Genomic DNA, 23883 nt, shown 5'->3' with positions numbered 1-23883 from the left:
CCTCCCGCCGACCGCCCCGGAGGGGGCATCGCGCTCCCGGTGCTCCGGGTGGCCGGGCCCCGGGGGCAACCACGGGGGCGGCCGCTCGTTGGAACAGGACGGGCGGCCCCGAGGGCGCCCGCACCGCACTCGGGGAAGGGCAGCACCATGACCGGTACGCCGGTACCGTCCGCCGACCACGACCACCGCCCGCCCCTCGACCTGGTCGGAATCGGTATCGGCGCCGCCAACCTCGCCCTCGCGGCGCTCGCCGACGGCATGTCCGGCGGGCCGCGGACCGCCTTCTACGAGCAGCGCCACGCCTGGGGCGACGACACCACCACCCCGCTGACGGACGGCGCCACCCGCCGGGTGCCCTTCCTCGCCGATCTGGTCAGCCTCGCCGACCCGGGCAGCCCGTGGAGCTTTCTGCGCTATCTCCGGGCCCGGGACCGCCTGTTCCCGTTCTGTGCCGCGGGGAGCTTTCACATTCAGCGCGCCGAGTACCACGCGTACTGCCGCTGGGTGGCCGGGAGCCTGCCGGGGCTGCGCTTCGGCCACCAGGTCGACTCGGTCCGCTGGAACCCGGAACGGGCCCTCTTCGAGGTGGACTTCACCCAGCTGGACGCCGACGGCGAGGCCGCCGCCCTGGGCCGGGCCCACACCCGGGCCGTGGTCGTCGGTACCGGTGCCGAGCCGTACGTCCCCGAGCCGCTGCGCCCGCTCGCCGACGCGCCGTCGGTCCCCGTCGTCCACTCCGCCGACTATCTCCGCCACCGCGATTCCGTACTGGCCGCCGAACATGTGACCGTCGTCGGTTCCGGCCAGTCCGGTGCCGAGGTCGTCCTGGACCTGCTGCGGGCCAGGCCCGCCGGGCGCGGACGGCTGCACTGGATCGGCCGGACCGACTCCTTCACCTCCGCCGAGCCCGCGCGACTGGGGCTGGAACACCTCGGCCCGGACCACGCCCGCTATCTCCACGCCCTCCCGCCGGAGGCCCGGGAAGCGCTGGCACCCCATCAGCGGCGGCTGCACCACGGCATCGACCCGGTCACCGCCGACGCGATCCACGGCGAGCTGTACCGCCGCGCCCTGCGCGACCCCGGCCCCGGCGCCGAAACCCGTGCCGACACCGGTGCCGACGCCGTACTCGTGCCCGGCGTCCGGGTCCGTACGGCGGGCCGGGTCGCCACCACCCGGGTCGAACTGCATCTGGAGCACCTCCGCCAGGGCACCCGCTCCCGGCTCACCACGGACGCCGTCGTCCTCGCCACCGGCTACCGCGAGCGGCCCGTCGGCCGGGTGCTCGCCGGGCTGGACCCGTATCTGCGCCGGGACGCCGGGGAACGGCCCCGTACCGACGAGTCGTTCCGGCTGGCGCTCGACCCGTCGGTCACCGGCGCGGTCTACGTGTACGGCGGCGACACCCGTACGCACGGCACCGGCGCCCCCGGCCCCTGGCTCACCGCCTGGCGCGCCGCGACGGTACTCAACGCGGTCACCGGCCGGGAGGTGTATCCGCTGCCGCGCCGTACCGCGTTCACCACCTTCGGTCTGGCGGCGCCCGCGCCCGCCGTCCCGGGCCCCGGCCGCCCGCTGACCCCCCTCGCCCGGAACTGACCGCCCGGAGCCGGGGCCGTACGCCCGGGCCGGGCACTGGGCGGCCGACCGCAGGGGATGCGAGAGTTGGCCTACGCCGCCCCGCGCACCGCACCGAAGGAGTCCGAGGTCATGAACGCCGTACCGCCCGCTTCGTTCCCGCCGCACGGCACCCCCGACGCGCCCCGGATCGCCGTCCGCGGCGAGGCCCTGCTGGAGGTCGATCCGGAGATCGCCCGGATCACGGTCGCGGTCCGGGCCCGGGGCACCGACCGGCGGGCCGCCCTGGAGGATCTGACCCGGCGCAACACCACCGCCGTCGAACTGATCAAGTCCTACGGGGACGCGGTGGAGAAGCTGGAGACCGGGCTCTTCTCGATCAGCCCCGAGCTGACCCGCCGCGGCCGGGGCGAGCAGGTCCGCGCGTACCACGGACAGGTCCATCTGGAGGCCGAGTTCAGCGACTTCACCGCCCTCGGCGAGCTGACCACCCGGCTCGCGGATCTGGAACTCACCTCCGTCAGCGGCCCGTGGTGGGCGCTGCGACCCGGCTCGCCCGCCCACGGCGAGGCCCGCCGCCGGGCGGTGCGGGAGGCGGTGAAGCGGGCCCGGGAGTACGCGGACGCGCTGGGGGCCCGGCCGGTCGCCCTGGTGGAGCTCTCCGACATCGGGGCGGAGGGGGTCCAGACGTACGGGGCGCCGCTCATGGCCGGGTCCCGGGCGGGCGGGGCGTACGGGTCGGCCGAGGCCGCCCCCGAACTGGACCTCGAACCCCGCCGCCAGACCGTCCGGGCCGAGGTCAACGCCCGCTTCGTGATCACCCCGCCGGAGCTGTGACCGGGGCCCGCGAGCACCGTCCGGCCGCTCATCGGAGCAGCCGTCCGCACACTTCGTGAGTTGTCAACAGCCTTTCACGCAAACATTGTTGAGGAGTCATCCGGACGTCCGGTGCTACCGATCGGTACGGCATAGGCTCGCCCCATGCGCCGAGCGAAGATCGTTTGTACCCTGGGCCCAGCCACCGACTCCTACGACCAGATCAAGGCCCTGGTCGAGGCCGGAATGGATGTGGCCCGGCTCAACCTCAGCCACGGCTCCTACGCCGAGCACGAGGAGCGTTACCACCGCGTCCGCAAGGCGTCCGACGAGACCGGGCGCAGCGTCGGAATCCTCGTCGACCTCCAGGGACCGAAGATCCGGCTCGGCCGGTTCCGGGAGGGGCCCGTACTGCTCGAACGCGGCGACGAGTTCACCATCACGGTCGAGGAGGCCGAGGGCGACCGCAGGCTCTGCGGTACCACCTACGGCGGGCTCGCCGCCGATGTCACCCCGGGTGAGCGCATCCTGGTGGACGACGGCAAGGTGGCCCTGGAGGTCGTCTCCGTCGACGGCCCCCGGGTGCGTACCACCGTGGTCGAGGGCGGCATGGTCTCCGACAACAAGGGGCTGAACCTCCCCGGGGTCGCGGTCTCCGTCCCGGCGCTCTCCGTGAAGGACGTCGAGGATCTGCGCTGGGCGCTGCGCACCGGGGCCGATGTGATCGCCCTCTCCTTCGTCCGGAGCGGCCGGGACATCGAGGACGTCCACCGGATCATGGACGAGGAGGGCCGCCGGCTGCCGGTGATCGCCAAGATCGAGAAGCCGCAGGCGGTCGAGAACATCGAGGAGATCGTCGCCGCCTTCGACGGAATCATGGTGGCCCGCGGCGATCTGGGCGTCGAGATGCCGCTGGAGCAGGTGCCGATCGTCCAGAAGCGGGCCGTGAAACTGGCGAAACGGAACGCCAAGCCGGTCATCGTCGCCACCCAGATGCTGGACTCGATGATCGACAACTCCCGGCCCACCCGCGCCGAGGCGTCCGATGTGGCCAATGCCGTGATCGACGGCACCGACGCGGTGATGCTCTCGGGCGAGACCAGTGTGGGCAAGTACCCGGTGGAGACGGTCCGGACGATGAGCCGGATCGTCGCCGCGGCCGAGGAGGACGTCCTGGCCCAGGGGCTGCCGCCGCTGACCGAGCGGAACAAGCCCCGTACCCAGGGCGGCGCCGTGGCCCGCGCGGCGGCCGAGATGGGCGACTTCCTGGGGGCCGGGTTCCTGGTCGCCTTCACCCAGTCCGGGGACACGGTCCGGCGGCTCTCCCGCTACCGCTCCCCGATCCCGCTGCTGGCCTTCACGCCCGATCCGGCGACCCGCTCGCAGCTCACCCTCACCTGGGGGGTGGAGACATTCCTCGGCCCCCGGGTCGAGTCCACCGATGCCATGGTGGCCCAGGTGGACGAGGAGTTGCTGAGGATCGGCCGCTGCCGGCCCGGGGACACCGTGGTGATCACGGCGGGCTCCCCGCCCGGGGTGTCCGGTTCGACCAATCTGGTCCGGGTGCATCACATCGGTGAGGCCGTAAGTCCGGAGTGATCGCCGTGATCGCCGGGTGATCGTGGTGTGATCCCGGCCGATCGGCCGGGATCACGGCGGCCACCTGGTCCGATCGCCGGGTGCGACGCGCCGAGGCCCCTCCGGAGAGGGGCCTCGGGTCGTGACCTTGGAATGGAAGGTAAAGTACCCCGGGTGGGATTCGAACCCACGCTGGATGGTGTTTGAGACCACTGCCTCTACCGCTGGGCTACCGGGGCTTCCTTGGAAACAAAGGGCGAGCGCCACCCTTCGTGCCCCAACCATACAGGAGCTGGGTAGTCTCATGGGGAGCACCCTGCCTTGGATTGAGGAGTCCCGTGACCGCCCCCGACCAGCCGACACCCGTCCCCGACGACGACACCTCGCACGTCCCCCCGCAGACGACCCGAGTGGTGATCGCGGAGGACGAGGCCCTCATCCGGCTCGACCTCAAGGAGATGCTGCAGGAGGAGGGTTATACGGTCGTCGGTGAGGCCGGGGACGGCCAGAAGGCCGTCGAACTCGCCCGGGAACACCGCCCGGACCTCGTCATCCTCGATGTGAAGATGCCCGTACTCGACGGGATCTCCGCCGCCGAGAAGATCGCCGGGGAGTCCATCGCGCCCGTACTGATGCTGACCGCCTTCTCCCAGCGCGATCTGGTCGAACGTGCCAGGGACGCCGGGGCGATGGCCTATCTCGTCAAGCCGTTCAGCAAGAGCGACGTGGTACCCGCCATCGAGATGGCGGTCTCCCGGTTCGCCGAGCTGAAGGCGCTGGAGAAGGAGGTCGCCGACCTCTCCCAGCGGCTGGAGACCCGTAAGCTCGTCGATCGCGCCAAGAGCGTGCTCCAGACCGAGTACGGCCTCAACGAGCCCGCCGCCTTCCGCTGGATCCAGAAGACCTCGATGGACCGCAGGCTCTCCATGCAGCAGGTCGCCGAGGCCGTCATCCAGGACTCCGAGGAGAAGAAGGCGGCCAAGGGCGGCCAGTAGCCCGGCGCCCGCCCGTACGGCCGAACGCCCGGGGGCCCGCCTTCCACGAGGAAGGCGGGCCCCCGGCACGTACGACGGCGGTTCAGTCCTCGCCCAGATACGCCTTGCGGACGGACTCGTCGTGCAGCAGCTCCTCGCCCGAGCCCGACAGCACCACCTTGCCGACCTCCATCACATGGCCGCGGTCGGCCAGCGAGAGCGCCGCCTGGGCGTTCTGCTCGACCAGCAGGATCGTGGTGCCCTGCGACCGCAGCTCGGCAATGGTCGACATGATCTTCTGCATCATGATCGGCGACAGGCCCATCGACGGCTCGTCCAGCATCAGCAGCTTCGGCCGGGACATCAGCGCCCGCCCCATCGCCAGCATCTGCTGCTCACCGCCGGAGAGCGTGCCCGCGGCCTGCTTGCTCCGCTCCCGCAGGATCGGGAAGAGGTCGTACGCCTTCTCGATGTCCTGGGCGATCCCCGCCTTGTCCGACCGGAGGAACGCTCCGAGTTGGAGGTTCTCGGCGATCGACAGCCGCGGGAAGATGTGCCGGCCCTCGGGGGAGTGGGCCAGGCCCAGCGCCACGATCTTGTGCGCCGGGATGCCGTCGAGCGGTTTGCCGTCGAAGACGATCCGCCCCCCGGCCGGCTTCAGCAGCCCGGACAGGGTGCGCAGGGTCGTCGTCTTGCCCGCGCCGTTGGTTCCGATGAGGGTGACGACCTGACCGGCCTCGACGCTGAAGGAGATGCCCTTCACCGCCTCGATCTTGCCGTAGGCGACCCGGAGGTCCTCGACCTCGAGCAATGCGGTCACGGGGTGCCCCCTTCCGGGTCCTCGGTGCTGGTGCCGCCCCGGGCGGCGGGCTTCGCCGGGGTGTCGTCGGCGGCGGTCGCCGCCGCTTCCGCCTCCGCCGCCTCTTCGGCGGCTTCGACCTCGGCCACCTCCTCGGCACCCGGCGCGCCCTCGAACGGTGTCCCCAGATACGCGGCGACCACCCGCTCGTCGCCCTGGACGGTCTCCGGCGACCCCTCCACGAGCTTCTCGCCCTGGACCAGACAGGCCACCCGGTCGCAGAGGTTGAAGATGAACCGCATGTCGTGCTCGATCACGAGGACCGCGATGCCCTGGTCCCGGATGGCGAAGATCAGATCCTCGGCCGCCCGGGTCTCCTGCGGGTTCATCCCGGCCGTCGGCTCGTCGAGCAGCAGCAGCCCCGGGTCGCTGGCCAGCGCGCGGGCGATCTCCAGCTTCCGCTGCTCGCCGTAGGGGAGGTTGCGGGCCAGATGGTCCGCCTTGGCGGCCAGACCGGTGAACGCGAGGAGCTCCATGGCCCGTTCGCGCGACTCGGCCTCCGCCTTCTTGAAGCCGGGGCCGCGCAGCAGCGCCGACCACAGCCCCTCCTTGGTCCGGGTGTGCCGTCCGACCAGGACGTTCTCCAGGACCGTCATATTGGAGAAGAGCCGGATGTTCTGGAACGTCCGGGCCACTCCGGCCTGGGTCACCAGATGCGGTTTGGGCGGCAGTACGGTGCCCTTGTAGCTGACCCGGCCCTCCGTGGGCACGTAGAGCCCGGTCAGACAGTTGAAGAAGGTGGTCTTCCCGGCGCCGTTGGGGCCGATCAGACCGACGATCTCACCGGACCGGACCGTGAGGTCGACCGAGCGGACGGCGGTCAGACCGCCGAACCGCATGGTGACCCCGCTGGCGTCCAGGACGGTCGTCGCCTCGGTGGTTGTGGTGCTGGTCATGCCGGTCACGCCCCCGCCTTGGTGAGGCCGACCCCGGGACCGTTGAGGCCCTTGTCGGACGGGTCGGAGTCATCGCCCTCGTGGTACTCGAGCTGGGCCCGCCGGTTGGCGATCAGGCCCTCCGGACGGAACCGCATCAGCAGGATCAGCGCGATACCGAAGCCGAGGAGCTGGTAGTCGGCGAGGAAGTCGAGCTTGGCCGGGATCATGTACAGCAGGGCGGCGCCCAGCAGCGGTCCGCTGACCGTGCCCATGCCGCCGAGGATGACCGCCGCCAGCAGGAACGCCGAGTTCGGCGGTACGGGACCGGCGAACTGGTACATCTCCGGGACCACGGTGTGCTGTACGTGGGCCTGGACCGTACCGGCGAGTCCGGCGAGGAAGGCCCCGAGGGCGAAGGCGATCAGCTTCACCCGGAAGCCGTTGATGCCCATCGCCGTCGCGGCGGTCTCGTCCTCGCGGATGGCGACCCAGGCCCGGCCGATCCGGGAGTCCTCGGACCGCTTGAAGACGATCACCACGATCGCGGTGACCAGCAGCATCAGCAGGTAGTAGTTGGCGTAGCTGCCCAGTTCGAAACCGAGGACCGTATGCGGCTCGCCGAAGTTGAATCCGAAGAACTCCAGATCCGGGATGTTCGGGATGCCGTTGGGGCCGTTGGTGATGTCCGGGCCGGAGTCGCCGTCGAGATTGAGCATCGCGATCCGGAAGATCTCGCCGAAGCCCAGGGTCACGATGGCGAGGTAGTCGCCGCGCAGCCGCAGGGTCGGGGCGCCGATGATCACGCCGAAGATCAGTGAGACCACACCACCGGTGATGACGGCGGCCCAGAACGGGAAGTGGATGTCGAAGGCGGAGGCCGTGGAACCGGACACCAGGGCCGCGGTGTAGGCGCCGACGCCGAGGAAGGCGACATATCCGAGGTCGAGCAGACCGGCCAGACCGACGACGATGTTCAGACCCAGCGCCACCGTCGCGAAGATCAGGATGTTGACCGCGATCAGGGTGTAGGTGTCGGCGTTCTGGGTGAAGGGGAACGCCGCCGCCGCGGCGAACGCCGAGAGTACGGTGATCTGCCGGTAGCGGGAGGTCAGGGCCGAGAGGCGGGCGGTCAGCCCGGACTTGCCCAGCGCCGCCGCGCCGAAGCCGACGACGGCGAGGTAGCCGACGAACAGCTCCGCGTACTCGGTGTCGATGCCGTACGTGATCACGTACAGACCGAAGCCGAAGACGGCGACGATGATCAGGATCTCCGCCCAGGACGGCAGCTGCTTCGGGCGCGGCGCCTGGCGGGTGTCGTCGGGGAGCGCGAAGGCCGCCAGCGGTACGGCGGCGGCGACCAGCGCCACGAAGCCGCCGGGCTCCAGATGGATCAGCCCTCCGAGCTTCGAGGCGATCGCGACGACGGTGTAGCCGGTGACGCCGAACGCGCCGAGGGCGAGCATCCGCAGGGCCTTCGTGGAGCCCGCGGGCACCAGCCAGCCGAGCCCCTTGACGCCGAGGGACGCGAGGGCGAACAGCACCACCAGCAGGCCGGCGACCAGGCTGAGCACCTGGAGACCGCCGGGGTAGCCGTAGACCGTGAGATCACCGGGGAACTCGTCGGTGTAGGTCCAGGCCAGGAAGGTGCTGACGACGGTGGCGAGACCACCCGCGGCCGTCACCACCCGGAGCAGCCGGGTCCGGGATTCGGTGTCCACGGGCGTTGCGGAGCCGGTGGTGGGAGTGGTTTCCGTGGTCATCGCTCTCACGCCCGATCCGCGACGCGCTCGCCGAGCAGGCCCTGGGGCCGGACGAGGAGCACAAGGATGAGAAGGACGAAGGCCCAGACATTGGCCCAGGCGCCGCCGCCGAGCTGCTGCATGCCGGGGATCTCGGCGACGTACGCGATCGACATCGCCTCGGCCACACCGAGGACGACTCCGCCGACCATGGCGCCGTAGATATTGCCGATACCGCCGAGGACGGCCGCGGTGAAGGCTTTCAGACCGAGGATGAAGCCCATCTCGAACTGGATCTGGCCCTTGTCGAGGCCGTAGGCGACCGCCGCGATCGCCGCGAAGGCGGCGCCGATGGCGAAGGCCATCACGATGATGCGGTCGGTGTTGATGCCCATCAGCTTGGCCGTGTCCGGGTCCTGCGCGGTGGCCTGCATGGCCCGTCCGCTACGGCTCTTGGAGACGAAGAGGCCCAGTGCGAGCATGCAGAGCGGGGCCAGGATCAGCACGAAGGCGTCCGCCCGCTGGAGATGGAGATTGCCGAAGATCTCGAAGGACTTGCCGGAGAACTCGGGGAAGCTCCGGGCCTTCTTGGCGTCCGGGTACCAGGCCCAGACGATCTGCTGGAGGGCGATGGAGAGGCCGATCGCGGTGATCAGCGGGGCCAGCCTGGGGGCACCTCGGAGGGGCCGGTAGGCGAATCGCTCCGCCGCGGTCGCGACGGCGACCGCCGTGAGGGCTCCACCTATGATCATGAGGGGTATCGCCAGGATCAGCGAGCTCCCGTCGGGGAGGATCAAGTAGGTGGTGAGGGCGCCGAAGCCCCCGATCATGAAGATCTCGCCGTGGGCGAAGTTGATGAGCTGGACGATGCCGTAAACCATGGTGTACCCGATGGCGATGAGGCCGTAGAGGGCACCGAGGGCAAGGCCGTTCGCCAGCTGTTGCGGCAGTTCGTTCACCGCAGAGCCTCCGATGAGCGTGTCGGATATGACTCCGCGCGAGGGTGCTGTGGCACCCTCGCGCGGCTGGGATCAGATGCTGCGGGGCCTGGCGGTCCGGCTCAGTCCTCGAAGGTGGCGTTCTTGATGGACTTCCACGCGCCCTTCTCGACGGTGTAGACCGTGAGCTGCTTGTTCGTGGTGTCGCCGAACTCGTCGAAGGAGACCTTGCCGGTCACACCGTCGAAGGACACCTTGGCCATGGCCTCGGTGACCTTGGCCCGGGCGTCGCTCGGGACCTTGCCGCCGTTCGCGTCGACGACCGCCTTCACGGCCTGGATGATGGCCCAGGCGGCGTCGTAGGAGTAGCCGCCGTACGCCGCGTACGGGTCCTTGTAGCCGCCCGCCTTGTAGTTCTCGATGAACTTCTTGGCGGTCGGCAGCATCTCGATCGGGTAGCCGACGGACGTGGCCAGGTCACCGTCGTTGGACTGCCCGGACGCCTTGATGAAGGCGGGGTCGTAGAGCGCGTCGCCACCCATGGTGGGGATATTGGCGCCGGCCTTCTTGATCTGGTCGGAGAGCAGACCGCCCTCCGGGTACTGGCCGCCGAAGAAGACCGAGTCGGCGCCGGACGCCTTGATCTTGTCGGCGGTGGGGGAGAAGTCGGTCTCCTTGACGGTGACCTTGTCGGTGTCGACCACGGTGCCGCCGAGCTTCTTGAACTCGTCCGCGAAGATGGCCGCCAGACCGGCGCCGTAGGTCTGCTTGTCGTCGACGACGAAGACTTTCTTCTTCTTGGCCTCGTTGAAGAGGTACTGCGCCGCGAACTTGCCCTGGATCACATCCGTGGTGGCGGTACGGAAGTACGTGTCGAAGGGCCGCTTCTTCTCGCCCGAGCCCCACTTGTCGCCCTGGGAGAGCGCCGGGTTGGTGTTGGCCGGCGAGACCTGCGTCAGCTTCGCCTTGCCGAAGTCGCCCTGCATCGACTGGGCGACGCCCGAGTTCAGCGGGCCGACGACGCCCAGGACGTCCTTGTTGGCGACCAGCTTGATGGCGTTCTGCTGGCCCGGGCCCGGCAGCGCCTGGTCGTCGTACGCCTCGACCTTGAACTCGATGCCGGGAACGGTGTTCTCCTTGTTCGCGGTCTTGGCCGCGAGGTCCACCGAGTTCTTGATGCCCTGGCCGAGCGCGGAGAGCGAGCCGGTCAGCGGCGCGTCGATGCCGATGACCACGGTGGTCTTGGCGCTGCTGCCCTTGTCGTCGTTCTTCTTGTCGTCGTCGCGCGATCCGCAGGCGGTGAGGGTAAGCGCTCCCGTGGTGACCACGGCGGTAAGTATGAGCAAGGAACGGTTTCGCACGATAAGTCCTTTCCCTGGCACGGCCCTCCCCCTAGAGGTGCCGTTCGTCGCCGGGCCGTTCCGGAATGCGCGGTGCTGATATGCGCCCGGCGGCGCGGTGACTGGCGGTGACTCTAAGCGGAGGTGGTTGGACAGGGCACTAGGGAAGTCAGGATGTGACGCTCTTGTTATCGAGGTCGCATATCGGTACACCCGAATGAGGGCACTTCGGGGCGTCCTTCTCCGACTTCCGGCTGCTCACATGGTGAGAACGCCCTGTTCCGCTCAGGCCCTTGAGGGGATCTTGCTCCTGTCGGACCCCCTATCACGATCTTGGGGTGCTGCCGACCGTCGAGTACGGGAAAACGGGGCGGAGGGACTGCTTCCGCACCCTGTTCATCATTACGGAGAGTAATTTCCGCACCGGGGCGCGATATCTTATATGGCATATGCATTCATCTCTGCGTCACATGATTCCCGGAACGCGCGGGCGGGTGACGGGTGTTCGTCCCGGAGCCGGGTGCGAGAGATGAATGCCGCCCGGGCGGCGGCGGATTGATCCGCGTAGACGCATCACGACTGGTGAGGTGTCCACGCCACCGAAACCGGCCGCCCCGCCCGCGGGCCGCGAGGGGGCGCTTCGAACGCCCTTACACCTCTGCCGGGTTGCCCGCCCCGGAAGATCCCCGGTGACCTGCACATGACGCCTCTATTGCGCCCACCGAAACCGCCCCTCCGCCCTCACCCCGCGAAGATCACACAGAGTGCGTACCCCACCACCGCCATCGCCCCCGCTCACAGAGCGCAGCCCCCGGCGAACCAAAGGAGGCACTACCCCGCCCGGAGGTCGCCCCCTTCCCAGAGGCGGGGAGCTTTTAGGGGCGCGGGGAACTGCGCGACCAGCCACGGGCGGTCCGCAGGCCGCCGACAACATCAGGTCGCCGGGCGAGACCCGGGTTGTGGGCCTCACCCGGAGGGCCAAGGCGCTGGGGGTCCCCATCGCCGAAGGCATAGGGGGAGGAACGGCGCGACAAGCCACATGCGGCCCGCAGGCCGCCGACAACATCAGGCCCCCGGGCGATGGGGCGGCGCCCCGGAGCGCCGGAGCAGACGGGGCGCCCCCGGGTCACCCCTCGATGTCCCGCAGCAGACAGGTGAGCCGCGCCGAGCAGACCCGCTTCTCCCGCTCGTCCGTGATCACGATCTCGTACGTCGCCGTGGACCGCCCCAGGTGCACCGGCGTCGCGACCCCCGTCACCAGTCCGGACCGTGCGCCCCGGTGATGGGTGCAGTTGAGGTCCACGCCCACCGCCATCTTGGCGCTGCGCCCGTGCAGCATGGCGCCCACCGACCCCAGGGTCTCGGCCAGGACCGCGGACGCCCCGCCGTGCAGCAGCCCGTACGGCTGGGTGTTGCCCTCGACGGGCATGGTGCCGACGACTCGCTCGGCGGACGCCTCCAGGATGCGTACGCCCATTCGGTCGCCCAGGTTTCCGGCGGAGAAGAGCGCGGGCAGGTCGACCCCCAGTGCCGCGTACTCGTCGACGATGTCCTGCGGGAACTTCACGGTGTGCTGCTCGCCCATGGGCGCGGCTCCGATCTCGGTCGTTCCGGTGCGTCGTTGCGTGCTTGCTGCACCGTCATATCAGATGGCTGAGCGCGTGCTTAGGTCGCCGGTGGGTGCCGTTGCGCACACCCGCGATCACCCCGGCCCCGTAGACCCCCGCCCGCACACGTCTGCCGCGCACCCGGTACGCGCCCTGCTGCGCGCTCCGCCCGGCCGTACCGCCTCAGTCGCGCTCCGGGCCGCACCGCTCCAGCCGGATCACCACCGATTTGCTCGCGGGGGTGTTGCTGGTGTCCGCCGTGGAGTCCAGCGGCACCAGCACATTGGTCTCCGGGTAGTACGCGGCGGCGCACCCCCGCGCGGTCGGATAGTGCACGACCCGGAACCCGGGCGCCCGCCGCTCCACACCGTCCTTCCACTCGCCGACCAGATCCGCGTACGACCCGTCGGGCAGTCCCAGTTCCCCGGCGTCCGCCGGGTGCACCAGTACGACGCGGCGCCCGCCCCGTACTCCCCGGTAACGGTCGTCGAGGCCGTAGATCGTGGTGTTGTACTGGTCGTGGGACCGCAGGGTCTGCAACAGCAGCCGCCCCGGCGGCACCCGGGGGTACTCCACCGGCGCCGCCGTGAAGTTCGCCCGGCCCGTCGCGGTGGGGAACCGCCGTTCGTCCCTGGGCGCGTGCGGCAGGGTGAAGCCGCCCGGGCGGGCCGCCTTCGCGTTGAAGTCCTCGAAGCCGGGGACCACACGGGCGATCCGGTCGCGGATCGCCCCGTAGTCCCGTTCGAACTCCTCCCACGGCGTACGCGACCCGGGGCCGAGGACGGCTCGGGCCAGCCGGGCCACGATCGCCGGTTCGGAGAGCAGTACGGGGCTCGCGGGCGGCAGATTGCCGCGCGACGCGTGCACCATCCCCATCGAGTCCTCGACGGTCACGAACTGCCGTCCGCCCGCCTGGACGTCGCGGTCCGTACGCCCGAGGGTCGGCAGGATCAGGGCCCGCCGCCCGGTCACCGTGTGGGAGCGGTTGAGTTTGGTGGAGACGTGGACCGTCAGCCGGGCCCGGCGCACGGCGTCCTCGGTCACCGCGGTGTCCGGCGAGGCGGCCACGAAATTGCCGCCCATCGCGAAGAAGACCTTCGCGTCGCCGTCGCGCAGGGCCCGGATCGACCGGACCACGTCATAGCCGTGTTCGCGCGGCGGCGTGAAGCCGAACTCCTTCTCCAGGGCGTCCAGGAACGCGGGCGCGGGCCGCTCGAAGATCCCCATGGTCCGGTCGCCCTGCACATTGGAGTGGCCCCGGACGGGGCAGACCCCGGCCCCCGGGCGGCCCACGGCCCCGCGCAGCAGCAGCAGATTGACCACTTCGCGGATGGTGGCCACGGCGTGCTTGTGCTGGGTGAGGCCCATCGCCCAGCACACCACGGTCCGCTCCGACGCCAGCAGCATCGCCGCGGCGCGTTCGATGTCGGCCCGCTCCAGGCCGGTCGCCGTGAGGGTCTCCGCCCAGTCGGCGGCCCGGGCCGCCGCCGCGAACTCCTCGAACCCGTGGGTGTGCGTACGGACGAACTCCTCGTCGACCCCGCCGTCGGCTTCGAGGACCAGCCGGTTCCACATCCGGAACAGCGCCTGGTCGCCGCCGATCCGGATCCGCAGGAAGAGATCCGCCAGCTCGGTGCCGCGCAGCAGACCGCGTGCCGTCTGCGGATTCCTGAACCGTTCGAGACCGGCCTCCGGCAGCGGGTTGACGGAGATGATCCGCGCCCCGGCCTTCTTGGCCTTCTCCAGCGCGCTCAGCATCCGGGGGTGGTTGGTCCCGGGGTTCTGCCCGGCGACCACGATCAGATCGGCCCGGTGCAGATCCTCCAGGGACACACTGCCCTTGCCGACGCCGAGGGTCTCGGTCAGCGCGGAGCCCGACGACTCGTGGCACATGTTGGAGCAGTCGGGCAGATTGTTCGTGCCGAACTCCCGGACGAACAGCTGGAAGAGGAACGCGGCCTCGTTACTGGTCCGCCCCGAGGTGTAGAACACCGCCTCGTCGGGCGATTCGAGGGCCCGCAGCTCCTCGGCGACGATCGAGAACGCCCGCTCCCAGCTCACCGGCTCGTACCGGTCGCCGCCCTCCGGCAGATAGACCGGCTCGGTGATCCGGCCCTGCTGCCCCAGCCAGTAACCGCTGCGCTCCGCCAGCTCCGACACCGGATGCCCGGCGAAGAACTCCGGGGTGACCCGGCGCAGCGTCGCCTCCTCGGCGACCGCCTTCGCCCCGTTCTCGCAGAACTCCGCGAGATGCCGCTTCTCGGCGTCCTCGGGCCAGGCGCACCCCGGACAGTCGAAGCCGTCCTTCTGGTTGACCTTGAGCAGCGTCCGGACCGAACGGGCCACGCCCATCTGCTCCCGCGCGGTCCTCAGGGTGTGCGCGACCCCGGGGAGTCCCGCGGCCGAGTGCCCGGGCGGGCCGATCTCGGGGGCGTCCTGCACCGGGTCGCCCACGGGCGGTTTCGTGGCCATCGTGCTCCCCTTTCGCCGGACCGGGCGGCCTCGGACGGCCGGGTCCGCGCCGGGTCGGCCGCGCGCGGCGGGCTGACACGGACCATCCTGTCACGCCCCACCGACAACCCCCGGGTCACCGGCCCCGCCCGGCTGTGACCCGCCCGGCCGTGGCCGGTCGCGGAACGTGACGGCGGTCCGTAAGCGGGCCCGTACGAGGCCCGCCGGGTACGGGCCCGCGGCACCGCCCCCCGTACGAGCGAACCCGTCGTGGACGTCATTGTCAGTGGGGCGTGGCAGGATCGTCCCGTGGCTGAGACAGCATCGAAGAAGACCTCTGACGACACCCGCGGCGGCCGTGCGGAGCGACCGCGTCTGCTCCTCATGGACGGGCACTCCCTGGCGTACCGGGCGTTCTTCGCGCTGCCCGCGGAGAACTTCACCACCGCGAGCGGCCAGACGACCAATGCCATCTACGGCTTCGCGTCGATGCTGGCGAACACCCTGCGTGACGAGGCGCCCACGCACTTCGCGGTGGCGTTCGACGTGTCCCGCAAGACCTGGCGGTCGAACGACTATCCGGAGTACAAGGCCAACCGCTCCGCCACCCCCGACGAGTTCAAGGGGCAGGTGGAGCTGATCGGCGAGCTGCTGGACACGATGAACGCGGTCCGCTTCGCCGTCGACGGCTTCGAGGCCGACGACATCATCGCCACCCTCGCGACCCGCGCCGAGGAGGCCGGTTTCGAGGTCCTCATCGTCACCGGCGACCGGGACTCCTTCCAGCTCGTGTCCGAGCACACCACGGTGTTGTACCCGACCAAGGGCGTCTCCGAGCTGACCCGTTTCACCCCCGAGAAGGTCCAGGAGAAGTACGGACTGACCCCCGGGCAGTATCCGGACTTCGCGGCCCTGCGCGGCGACCCGTCCGACAATCTTCCCGGCATCCCCGGCGTCGGCGAGAAGACCGCGACCAAGTGGATCAACCAGTTCGGTTCCTTCGCCGAGCTGGTGGAGCGCGCCGACGAAGTCAAGGGCAAGGTCGGCCAGTCCCTCCGGGACCATCTCGACGCCGTCAAGCTCAACCGCCATCTGACCGAGCTGGTCCGGGACGTCGAGCTGGAGCGCACCGTCGCCGAGCTGGAGCGCGCGCCGTACGACCGGGCGGCCCTCCAGGGCTTCCTGGAAGTTCTGGAGATCCGTAATCCCAGCCTGCGGGATCGTCTGCTGGCCGTCGACCCCGGAGCGGCCGAGGAGGCCGCCCCGGCCCCCGCGGCCGGTGTCGAGCTGGACGGCGCCGTCCTCGGCGCGGGCGAGGTCGCGCCCTGGCTCGCCGCCCACGGCGATCAGCCGCTGGGGATGGCCGCCGTCACCGTATGGAAGCTCGGTGCCGGTGAGATCAGCGAGATCGCGCTCGCCGCCGCCGACGGCAAGGCCGCCTGGTTCGACCCCGCCCGGCTCGACGAGGCCGACGAGCGGGCCTTCGCCGACTGGGCCGCCGACCCGGCCCGCCCCAAGGTGCTGCACGGCGCCAAGGAAGCCCTGCGGGTCTTCCCCGAGCGGGGCTGGCGGCTCGACGGCATCGCCACGGACACCGCCCTCGCCGCCTATCTGGTCAAGCCCGGCCGCCGGTCCTTCGCCCTGGACGCCCTCGCCGTCGAGTACCTGGGCCGTGAGCTGGCCCCGCCCGCCGCCGACGGCCAGCTCGCCTTCGGCGCCGACGAGCACGCCGAGGCCGATGCCCTGATGGCGCAGGCCCGGGCCGTCCTCGACCTCGGGGACGCCCTCGCCACCCGGCTCACGGAGGTCGGCGCCACCGACCTGCTCCACGACATGGAGCTGCCGACGTCACTGCTGCTGGCCCGGATGGAACGCCATGGCATCGCCGCCGACCGGGCCCATCTCGAGGCCATGGAGCAGCTCTTCGCCGGAGCCGTCCAGCAGGCGGTCAAGGAGGCCCACGCCGCCGTCGGGCACGAGTTCAACCTGGGTTCGCCCAAGCAGCTCCAGGAGGTCTTCTTCGGGGAGCTGAACCTCCCCAAGACCAAGAAGACCAAGACGGGGTACACCACCGACGCGGACGCCCTGGCCTGGCTCGCCGGACAGACCGACCACGAACTCCCGGTGATCATGCTCCGGCACCGGGAGCAGGCCAGGCTGCGCTCCACCGTCGAGGGCCTGATCAAGACCATCGCCACCGACGGCCGGATCCACACCACCTTCAGCCAGACCGTCGCGGCCACCGGACGGCTCTCCTCCACCGACCCCAATCTGCAGAACGTGCCGGTGCGCACCGACGAGGGCCGGGCCATCCGCCGCGGCTTCGTCGTCGGCGAGGGCTTCGAGTCCCTGATGACCGCCGACTACAGCCAGATCGAACTGCGGGTGATGGCCCATCTCTCCCAGGACGAGGGCCTCATCAGGGCGTTCACCTCGGGCGAGGATCTGCACAACACGGTGGCCTCCCAGGTCTTCGGCGTCGAGACCTCCGCCGTCGACGCCGAGATGCGCCGCAAGATCAAGGCCATGTCGTACGGACTGGCGTACGGCCTCTCCGCCTTCGGCCTCTCCCAGCAACTGAACATCGAGGCGGGCGAGGCCCGGGCCCTGATGGACACCTACTTCGAGCGGTTCGGCGGCGTCCGGGACTATCTCCACCACGTGGTCGAGGAGGCCCGGGCCACGGGCTACACCGCCACCATGTTCGGCCGCCGCCGCTATCTGCCCGACCTCACCAGCGACAACCGGCAGCGCCGCGAGGCCGCCGAGCGGATGGCGCTCAACGCCCCGATCCAGGGCACCGCCGCGGATATCGTCAAGATCGCCATGCTGCGGGTGGACGACGCCCTGCGGGACGCCGGGCTCGGCTCCCGGCTGCTGCTCCAGGTCCACGACGAAATCGTGCTGGAGATCTCGCCCGGCGAGCGGGCCGATGTGGAGGCCCTGGTCCGCCGGGAGATGTCCGGCGCCGCCGAACTGAGCGCCCCGCTGGACGTATCGGTCGGTGTCGGCACCGACTGGGAGTCCGCCGCGCACTGACCCGGCCGTGTCCCCCGGCGTACCGCCTTACGCGGCGGTACGCCGGGGGCGCCCGGGCCCCCGGGCGGGCGGCGATATCGTGCCGCCGCCCGGCGCCGCTCCGGTCCGGGCCTGCCCGGTTTCCGGCCCCGTGCAACCGGCACCACCTCGGAGTTCGTCCGTCCTCTTCGACGAACCCGGTCCAACTACCCGGCCGTCATGAGGTGGCGAAGTGGTGAAAACCGGTCAGGCGCCACTGACCCGTCGGCCCCGGTGACGTAGGGTCGGCCGGGTCGAGGCACAGGGGAGCGGGGAGACCGCCACGGGAGGGGACAGCTTCATGGGAGCGCATTTCAGCCGCCGACTGCGCAGGGGAGCGACCACCACGGCGGTGGCGGCGGCGGCCGTCGCCGCGCTCTCCGCGTCCCAGGCGCCGGGCGTCACCCAGGCGATATCGGGGGACAGCCAGTCCACTCCGGACGAGCTGTCCGACGGCGTCAACCCGCCGCCCGGCACCCCGGTCAGCGGCGACTCCCCGTACTACACCGACCTCCCGCCGCTGAAGTCCCCCGCGCCCACCGGCCCGAGCGGCACCATGAGCCCCGCCGGTCACGCCGAGTCCGGCATCCCCGCGACCGTCCTCGCGGCCTACAAGCGCGCCGAGGAGACTATCGCGGCCTCCGACCCGGGCTGCAAGGTCCCCTGGCAACTGCTCGCCGCCATCGGCAAGGTCGAGTCGGGCCAGGCGCGCGGCGGCCGGGTGGACGCCAACGGCACCACCCTCTCCCCGATCCGCGGCCCGGTCCTCAACGGCGTCGGCTTCGCCAATATCCCCGACACCGACGACGGCGCTTACGACGGCGACACGGTCTACGACCGGGCCGTCGGCCCCATGCAGTTCATTCCGTCGACCTGGGCCACCTGGGGCCAGGACGCCAACGGCGACGGGCGCAAGGACCCCAACAACATCTACGACGCGGCCCTCGCGGCCGGGCGCTACCTCTGCGCCAACGACCGCGACCTCACCCAGCCGCAGGACCTCGAACGGGCCATCCTCGGCTACAACCGCTCGCGGGAGTATCTGAACACCGTCCTGTCCTGGTTCGAGTACTACAAGCGGGGCACCCACACCGTGCCCGACGGCAAGGGCGTACCCCCGAACCCGAACGGCCCCGACAGCAACCGGACCAACGGCGGCGGCACCACCACGACCCCGCCCGTCACCACCCCGCCGAAGTCACCGGGGACGGACCGTCCGGAACCGAAGCCGCCGACCACGCCCGGCAACGGCGACCCCAAGCCGCCGAAGCCGCAGCCGAAGCCGCCCGTCGGGCCGAAGCCGCCGCCCGTCGACACCGCGCCCGTCGGCTCCATCGTGAACGCGGGCACCGGCCCGCTGACCGTCATGGCCGGCCGGGACGCCGACGAGCGGGTCACCGTACGGGTCAGGAGCGGCACGGGCCGCCCGGCCGCCGGACAGCAGGTCCGGTTCGACATCTCCGGCTTCACCGGCACCGTGTTCGCCGGGCAGAAGAAGACCGTCGTCCTGCGTACCGGCGCGGACGGCAAGGTCACCGCGCCCGTCATCGAGGCGGGCGACCGTACCGGCTCCTTCGCCGTACGCGCCGCGGTCGTCGGCCACAAGGTCTCGCCCATCACCTTCGCCGGAAAGGTCACCCAGCGCGCCGCCGACAAGGCCGTCTGGACCGACGGCAAGGACATGACGGCCGCGCCGGGCGCGAAGTTCGCCCATGCCGTGGTCGTCAAGGCCACCTACCGCGACACCGTCGCACCCGGTGTCGCGGCCCGGGTCACCGTCGAGGAGACCGACAAGGACGGCACGTGGGTTCCCGCGCGGAAGGGCCCCTACTTCCAGGGCGCCGAGGAGACCCGGCTGCGGACCCTCGACGGACTGACCACCGACACCAAGGGGATCCTCGCCCTCCCCGAACTCCACGCCGACGATCTGACCGGCACTTTCCGCCTCCGGGTGGAGCTGGCGGGCGGCCAGATCGTTTATGTCGAGCTGAAGGTCGAGGTGCCCGCCGAGCCGAACCCCGGCACCTCCGCCTCGCCCGCCGCGACCGCGAACTGACCGGCCGTACGACCGAGGACACTCGCACCGCCCCCCGCCGACACAACGGCGCGGGGGCGGTGCCGTACCCGGGTCGTATCCGGATGCCGTATCCGGGCGCCGCGTCCGGGCGCCGCGTCCGGGGAGACCGGCTTGCCCGCCGAACCTCCCCGGCCCCGCCCGCCACGGCACCCCGGCTCCGGCACGCCATCGGGGCGCCCCCCGAACTCCCTTATCGGGGCGCCCGCGCCCGGGTGTGACGGGTCGGCTGCGCCGTCGAGGGGTCCTCGGGCCACGGATGCCTGGGATATCGCCCGCGCAGCTCCGCCCGGACCGCGCGATACCCGTCCCGCCAGAACGACGCCAGATCGGCGGTGACCGCCGCCGGCCGCCCGGCCGGGGACAGCAGATGGACCAGCACCGGCACCCCCGCCACCTCCGGGGTCTCCCGCAGCCCGAACAACTCCTGCAACTTCACCGCCAGTACCGGCCGCTCCCCGCCGTACTCCACCCTGACCCGCGAACCGCTCGGCACCTCGATCCGCTCCGGGGCCAGCTCGTCCAGCCGGGCCGCCGCACCGCCCGCCCAGGGCAGCAGCCGCCGCAGCCCCGTCCCGGCGTGGATCCGCCCCAGATCCGCCGCCCGCCGGACCCGCGACAGCTCCGGCTCCAGCCACTCCCCGGCCCGCTCCAGCAGCGCCTCGTCCGTGACATCCGGCCAGGGGTCGCCCACCGTCCGGCGCAGAAACGCCAGCCGGTCCCGCAGTCCCTCGGCCTCCCGCGTCCAGTGCAGCAGCCCGAGACCCTCCCGGCGGAGCCCGTCGAGCACCGCCGCCCGCACCCGGTCCGGATCCGGCCGCGTCAACGGCCGCGACGACAGCTCCACGGCCCCCAGCCGCCGTACGGTCCGGGCGATCAGCGCACCGTCCTCCCAGCCGACCTCCTCCGCCTCGGCCAGCAGCCGGTCCGCGGCCGACAGGGCGGTCGCCTCGTCGACCGGGGCCGCCAGCCGGATCCGGGCGGACGCCGCCGACACCGGCCGGTCCGCCACCGCGACCGCCAGCCAGGGAGCACCCCGTACGGCGGAACCCGCCGCCACCTCGCCCCGGGTGCCCGACGCCATCAGGAACATTCCCTCGCCCCGGGCCCGCGCCACCCGCTCCGGATAGGCCAGCGCCGTCACCAGGCCCGTCACCGCGTCGTCCGAGAGCCCGCCGTCCTCCCCGGCGTCCGGCCCGGCCGGCTCCACCGCGCGCAGCGCCGCCGCCAGCCGCCGGGTCTCCGCACGCCAGCGGGCCGGATAGCCGTCCCCGCCCCGGCGGGCGGCCCGCCAGACCGCGGCCAGATCGTCCCCGTACTCCCGCGGCGGCTCCTCGCTCAGCAGCGCCACCACCGCCGCCGCCCGGTCCGCGCCGACCCGCCCGGCGCCGTCCAGCAGGGCCCGGGCGAGCCGGGGATGCACCCCGAGCCGGGCCATCCGCGTGCCGCGCTCCGTCGCCCGGCCCTCCCGGTCCACCGCGCCGACCGACCGCAGTACGGCCCCCGCCGCGGCCATCGCCCCGCCGGGCGGCGCGTCCAGCAGGGCGAGCCCCCGCGCCGACGGATCACCCCAGCACGCCACCCGCAGGGCGAACGAGGTCAGATCGGCGACCCGGATCTCCGGCGCCGGGAACCGCGCCCGCCTGCCGTCGTCCGCCTCCGCCCAGCAGCGGTAGACCGTCCCCGGGGCCTCCCGGCCCGCCCGGCCCGCCCGCTGGGTCGCCCCCGCAGCGGAGACCGGCACCGTCGTCAACGACCCCAGACCCCGCGCGTGATCCGTCCGGGGCTCCCGGGCCAGCCCCGAATCGACCACGATCCGTACGCCCGGCACCGTCAGGCTCGACTCCGCCACCGAGGTCGCCAGCACCACCCGGCGCCGCTCCCCGCCGCCCCGTAGCACCGCGTCCTGGACGGCCGCCGGAGCCCGCCCGTGGAGTTGCAGGACCTCCGCGTCCGCACCGGCCAGCAGGACGGCGGTCCGGGCGATCTCGCCGGTGCCCGGGAGGAAACAGAGCACATCGCCCTCGTGCCGGGCCAGCGCCGTCCGGATGGTCGCCGCGACATGCCGGAGCAGCGCCTGATCCACCCGGGTCCCGTGGGCGGGCCTGATCCCGGCCGGCGGCGGCGCGTAACGCACCGCCGAGTCGAAGCCCCGGCCCCCGCCGCAGACCACCGGCGCGGGCTCCGAGCCGTCCGCCGAGGTCAGCAGTGCGGCCCAGGCGTCCACATCGCTCGTGGCGGACGCGGCGACCAGCCCCAGCTCCGGCCGCAGGGCGGACCGGACGTCGACGAGGAAGGCGAGCGCCGTATCGGCGTCGAGATGCCGCTCATGGCACTCGTCGAGCAGGACGACATCCACGCCCGGAAGCTCCGGATCGCGCTGCAGCCGCTGGAGCAGTACCCCCGTGGTCACCACCTCGACCCGGGTCGCGGGACCGGCCCTGCGATCGCCCCGGACCGTATAGCCGACCTGGTCGCCGACCTCTTGGCCCAGGAGCCAGGCCATCCGGCGGGCCGCGGCGCGTACCGCCATCCGCCGGGGCTCGGCCACCAGCACGCTCCGGAGCGGCCCCGCGCCGGTCAGGCCGGCCAGCGCCAGCGGGACCAGCGTCGTCTTGCCGGTGCCCGGCGGGGCGTGGAGCACCGCCGTACCGCGGGAGTCGAGCGCCGCCAGCAGATCGGGCACGCGGTCGCGGACCGGGAGCCGGTCGAGCGCTTCGGTTCGGATCATGCGCCCAGTGTCACCCGCCCCCGCGAACCGGGGCGCCGGGCCGTCCGCGCGGTCGTTTCCGTACGGGCGGCGCCCCGGTCCCGGATCAGTCCCGGACGCAGACGAAGATCGCCGTGCCGGGGATCAGATTGCCTCGCAGCGGGGACCAGCCGCCCCACTCCTGGGCGTTCCACGCGGGCCACTCCGGCTCCACCAGGTCCACGAGCCGGAAACCGCCCGCCACCACGTCCCGCACCCGGTCGCCGACGGTCCGGTGGTGCTCCACATAGACCGCGCGCCCCTCTTCGTCCTGCTCCACATAGGGAGTGCGGTCGAAGTACGACGCCGCGACGCTGAGGCCCTCCGGGCCCGGCTCGTCGGGGAACGCCCAGCGCAGCGGATGGGTGACCGAGAAGACCCAGCGCCCGCCCGGCCGCAGCACCCGGTGGATCTCGGCGAAGACCGCGACCGGGTCCGCCACGAACGGGATCGCCCCGTAGGCGGAGCACGCCAGATCGAAGGAGCCGTCACGGAAGGGCAGCGCGCCCGCGTCCGCCTGCACCAGCTCCAGCCCGCCGCCGATCCGCAGCGCGTGCTGCAACTGGCGGTGGGAGAGGTCGAGCGCCACCGGTCGCGCGCCCCGCGCCGCCAGCCAGCGGGAGCACTGCGCCGCCCCCGCCCCGATCTCCAGGACGTCGAGCCCCTTCAGCGACTCGGGCGGTCCCAGCAGCGCGGCGTCCTCCTCGTCCAGCCCCTCGGGCCCCCAGACGAAGCGGTCGTCGCCGAGGAAGGCGCCGTGGTCGCGCTGGTACTCGTCGGCGTTCCGGTCCCACCAGCCCCGGCTGGCCCGGCTGCTCTCGGTGGTCCCGGCGGCACGGCGGGTGGCCTCCGCCTCGGTCTCGGCCGGGTCCGTGCTGTCCGTCGTCTCTGTCATGCCTGCCATGTCTGTCATGCCTGTCGCGTATACGGGTTCCGCTCGGTCCGCCGGGCCGCCCGTGCCGGGCGCGTTTCGCGCGGACGGTCCGGAGGAATCCCGGGGACCTCGGACGTCTTGGCTCATCTTCACCGTGGTTGTAGTTTGCGTTCAGCGTGACCACCGGCGGCCATGGTGGCCTCAGCAAACCTCAGTTGTGCCGGTTATAGGGCGTTCCGCCCCGGGTGTGCGCCTTCGCGCATTGACCGTCTCCGGCTGCCCCCGTATGCTACAAGTTGCGCTGCGGGCCTGCGCGCCTCAGACGGAGCAGGCCGCGCTCGCATCTGTGATGTATGTCCCCTCGGTTCACG

Annotated in this window: 15 protein-coding genes and 1 tRNA gene; 6 read left to right on the top strand and 10 right to left on the bottom strand. The window is 71.8% G+C overall.

Going from position 1 to position 23883, the window contains the following annotated elements; genetic code table 11:
- Positions 1-147 precede the first annotated feature (147 nt).
- The 3 genes from AB0G74_RS25230 to pyk all read left to right on the top strand — a co-directional run bounded on the left by AB0G74_RS25230 (position 148) and on the right by pyk (position 3993).
- Entirely contained in the window at positions 148-1599 is a 1452-nt protein-coding gene (locus AB0G74_RS25230; RefSeq protein WP_361150278.1) for a SidA/IucD/PvdA family monooxygenase, read from the top strand.
- A 111-nt stretch (positions 1600-1710) separates the two neighbouring features.
- A complete protein-coding gene (locus AB0G74_RS25225; RefSeq protein WP_361150276.1) occupies positions 1711-2415 on the top strand; it encodes an SIMPL domain-containing protein in 705 nt (234 codons plus the stop codon).
- A gap of 144 nt (positions 2416-2559) precedes the next feature.
- Positions 2560-3993, top strand: a complete 1434-nt coding sequence (gene pyk / locus AB0G74_RS25220; protein WP_361150273.1) for a pyruvate kinase — start codon at positions 2560-2562, stop codon at positions 3991-3993.
- A 145-nt stretch (positions 3994-4138) separates the two neighbouring features.
- On the opposite strand, the gene AB0G74_RS25215 is transcribed toward pyk, so the two are convergent.
- A tRNA-Leu gene (locus AB0G74_RS25215) sits at positions 4139-4211 on the bottom strand.
- 99 nt (positions 4212-4310) lie between these two features.
- Here AB0G74_RS25215 and AB0G74_RS25210 point away from each other — a divergent pair.
- Positions 4311-4967 carry a response regulator gene (locus AB0G74_RS25210; RefSeq protein WP_361150270.1) on the top strand — a complete coding sequence of 219 codons (657 nt, stop codon included), beginning with the start codon at positions 4311-4313 and terminating at the stop codon, positions 4965-4967.
- 82 nt (positions 4968-5049) lie between these two features.
- On the opposite strand, the gene AB0G74_RS25205 is transcribed toward AB0G74_RS25210, so the two are convergent.
- From AB0G74_RS25205 to AB0G74_RS25175, 7 genes are all read right to left on the bottom strand, one after another.
- Positions 5050-5766, bottom strand: a complete 717-nt coding sequence (locus AB0G74_RS25205; RefSeq protein ID WP_361150268.1) for an ABC transporter ATP-binding protein — start codon at positions 5764-5766, stop codon at positions 5050-5052.
- Positions 5763-6701: an ABC transporter ATP-binding protein gene (locus AB0G74_RS25200; protein ID WP_361150265.1), complete on the bottom strand. Its 939-nt coding sequence runs from the start codon at positions 6699-6701 to the stop codon at positions 5763-5765. The genes AB0G74_RS25205 and AB0G74_RS25200 overlap by 4 nt, the downstream gene beginning before the upstream one ends.
- Before the next feature lie 5 nt (positions 6702-6706).
- Positions 6707-8443, bottom strand: coding sequence for a branched-chain amino acid ABC transporter permease (locus AB0G74_RS25195; RefSeq protein WP_361150262.1), 1737 nt, complete (start codon positions 8441-8443; stop codon positions 6707-6709).
- Between the two features lie 5 nt (positions 8444-8448).
- A complete protein-coding gene (locus tag AB0G74_RS25190; protein ID WP_358823704.1) occupies positions 8449-9381 on the bottom strand; it encodes a branched-chain amino acid ABC transporter permease in 933 nt (310 codons plus the stop codon).
- A gap of 101 nt (positions 9382-9482) precedes the next feature.
- Positions 9483-10721: a branched-chain amino acid ABC transporter substrate-binding protein gene (locus tag AB0G74_RS25185; RefSeq protein WP_361150259.1), complete on the bottom strand. Its 1239-nt coding sequence runs from the start codon at positions 10719-10721 to the stop codon at positions 9483-9485.
- A gap of 1105 nt (positions 10722-11826) precedes the next feature.
- Entirely contained in the window at positions 11827-12285 is a 459-nt protein-coding gene (locus tag AB0G74_RS25180; protein ID WP_361150256.1) for a hotdog fold thioesterase, read from the bottom strand.
- Between the two features lie 205 nt (positions 12286-12490).
- Positions 12491-14779 (bottom strand): FdhF/YdeP family oxidoreductase, encoded by a 2289-nt coding sequence (locus tag AB0G74_RS25175; protein ID WP_361150253.1) that lies wholly within the window; start codon positions 14777-14779, stop codon positions 12491-12493.
- Positions 14780-15067: 288 nt separating this feature from the next.
- Between AB0G74_RS25175 and polA the strand changes: the two genes are divergently transcribed.
- A complete protein-coding gene (gene polA, locus AB0G74_RS25170; protein WP_361150251.1) occupies positions 15068-17797 on the top strand; it encodes a DNA polymerase I in 2730 nt (909 codons plus the stop codon).
- Between the two features lie 319 nt (positions 17798-18116).
- Positions 18117-19871 (top strand): lytic murein transglycosylase, encoded by a 1755-nt coding sequence (locus AB0G74_RS25165; protein ID WP_361150248.1) that lies wholly within the window; start codon positions 18117-18119, stop codon positions 19869-19871.
- A gap of 211 nt (positions 19872-20082) precedes the next feature.
- Here the strand turns inward: AB0G74_RS25165 and hrpB are convergent, their stop codons facing one another.
- Both hrpB and AB0G74_RS25155 read right to left on the bottom strand, forming a co-directional pair.
- Positions 20083-22620, bottom strand: coding sequence for an ATP-dependent helicase HrpB (gene hrpB / locus AB0G74_RS25160; protein ID WP_361150246.1), 2538 nt, complete (start codon positions 22618-22620; stop codon positions 20083-20085).
- Between the two features lie 85 nt (positions 22621-22705).
- Positions 22706-23533, bottom strand: a complete 828-nt coding sequence (locus AB0G74_RS25155) for a class I SAM-dependent methyltransferase (RefSeq protein ID WP_361150244.1) — start codon at positions 23531-23533, stop codon at positions 22706-22708.
- Positions 23534-23883 lie beyond the last annotated feature (350 nt).

This window comes from Streptomyces sp. NPDC020875 (genome assembly GCF_040641415.1).
Lineage (GTDB): Bacteria > Actinomycetota > Actinomycetes > Streptomycetales > Streptomycetaceae > Streptomyces.
This window is presented reverse-complemented; position numbering and strand designations above follow the sequence as displayed.

What these genes read in the sequence shown, in the direction of transcription:
- AB0G74_RS25230 (WP_361150278.1), top strand. Translation starts at nt 148, where the DNA reads ATGACCGGTACGCCGGTACCGTCCGCCGACCACGACCACCGCCCGCCC.
- AB0G74_RS25225 (WP_361150276.1), top strand. Translation starts at nt 1,711, where the DNA reads ATGAACGCCGTACCGCCCGCTTCGTTCCCGCCGCACGGCACCCCCGAC.
- pyk (WP_361150273.1), top strand. Translation starts at nt 2,560, where the DNA reads ATGCGCCGAGCGAAGATCGTTTGTACCCTGGGCCCAGCCACCGACTCC.
- AB0G74_RS25200 (WP_361150265.1), bottom strand. Translation starts at nt 6,701, where the DNA reads ATGACCAGCACCACAACCACCGAGGCGACGACCGTCCTGGACGCCAGC.
- AB0G74_RS25195 (WP_361150262.1), bottom strand. Translation starts at nt 8,443, where the DNA reads ATGACCACGGAAACCACTCCCACCACCGGCTCCGCAACGCCCGTGGAC.
- AB0G74_RS25180 (WP_361150256.1), bottom strand. Translation starts at nt 12,285, where the DNA reads ATGGGCGAGCAGCACACCGTGAAGTTCCCGCAGGACATCGTCGACGAG.
- AB0G74_RS25175 (WP_361150253.1), bottom strand. Translation starts at nt 14,779, where the DNA reads ATGGCCACGAAACCGCCCGTGGGCGACCCGGTGCAGGACGCCCCCGAG.
- AB0G74_RS25165 (WP_361150248.1), top strand. Translation starts at nt 18,117, where the DNA reads ATGGGAGCGCATTTCAGCCGCCGACTGCGCAGGGGAGCGACCACCACG.
- hrpB (WP_361150246.1), bottom strand. Translation starts at nt 22,620, where the DNA reads ATGATCCGAACCGAAGCGCTCGACCGGCTCCCGGTCCGCGACCGCGTG.
- AB0G74_RS25155 (WP_361150244.1), bottom strand. Translation starts at nt 23,533, where the DNA reads ATGACAGAGACGACGGACAGCACGGACCCGGCCGAGACCGAGGCGGAG.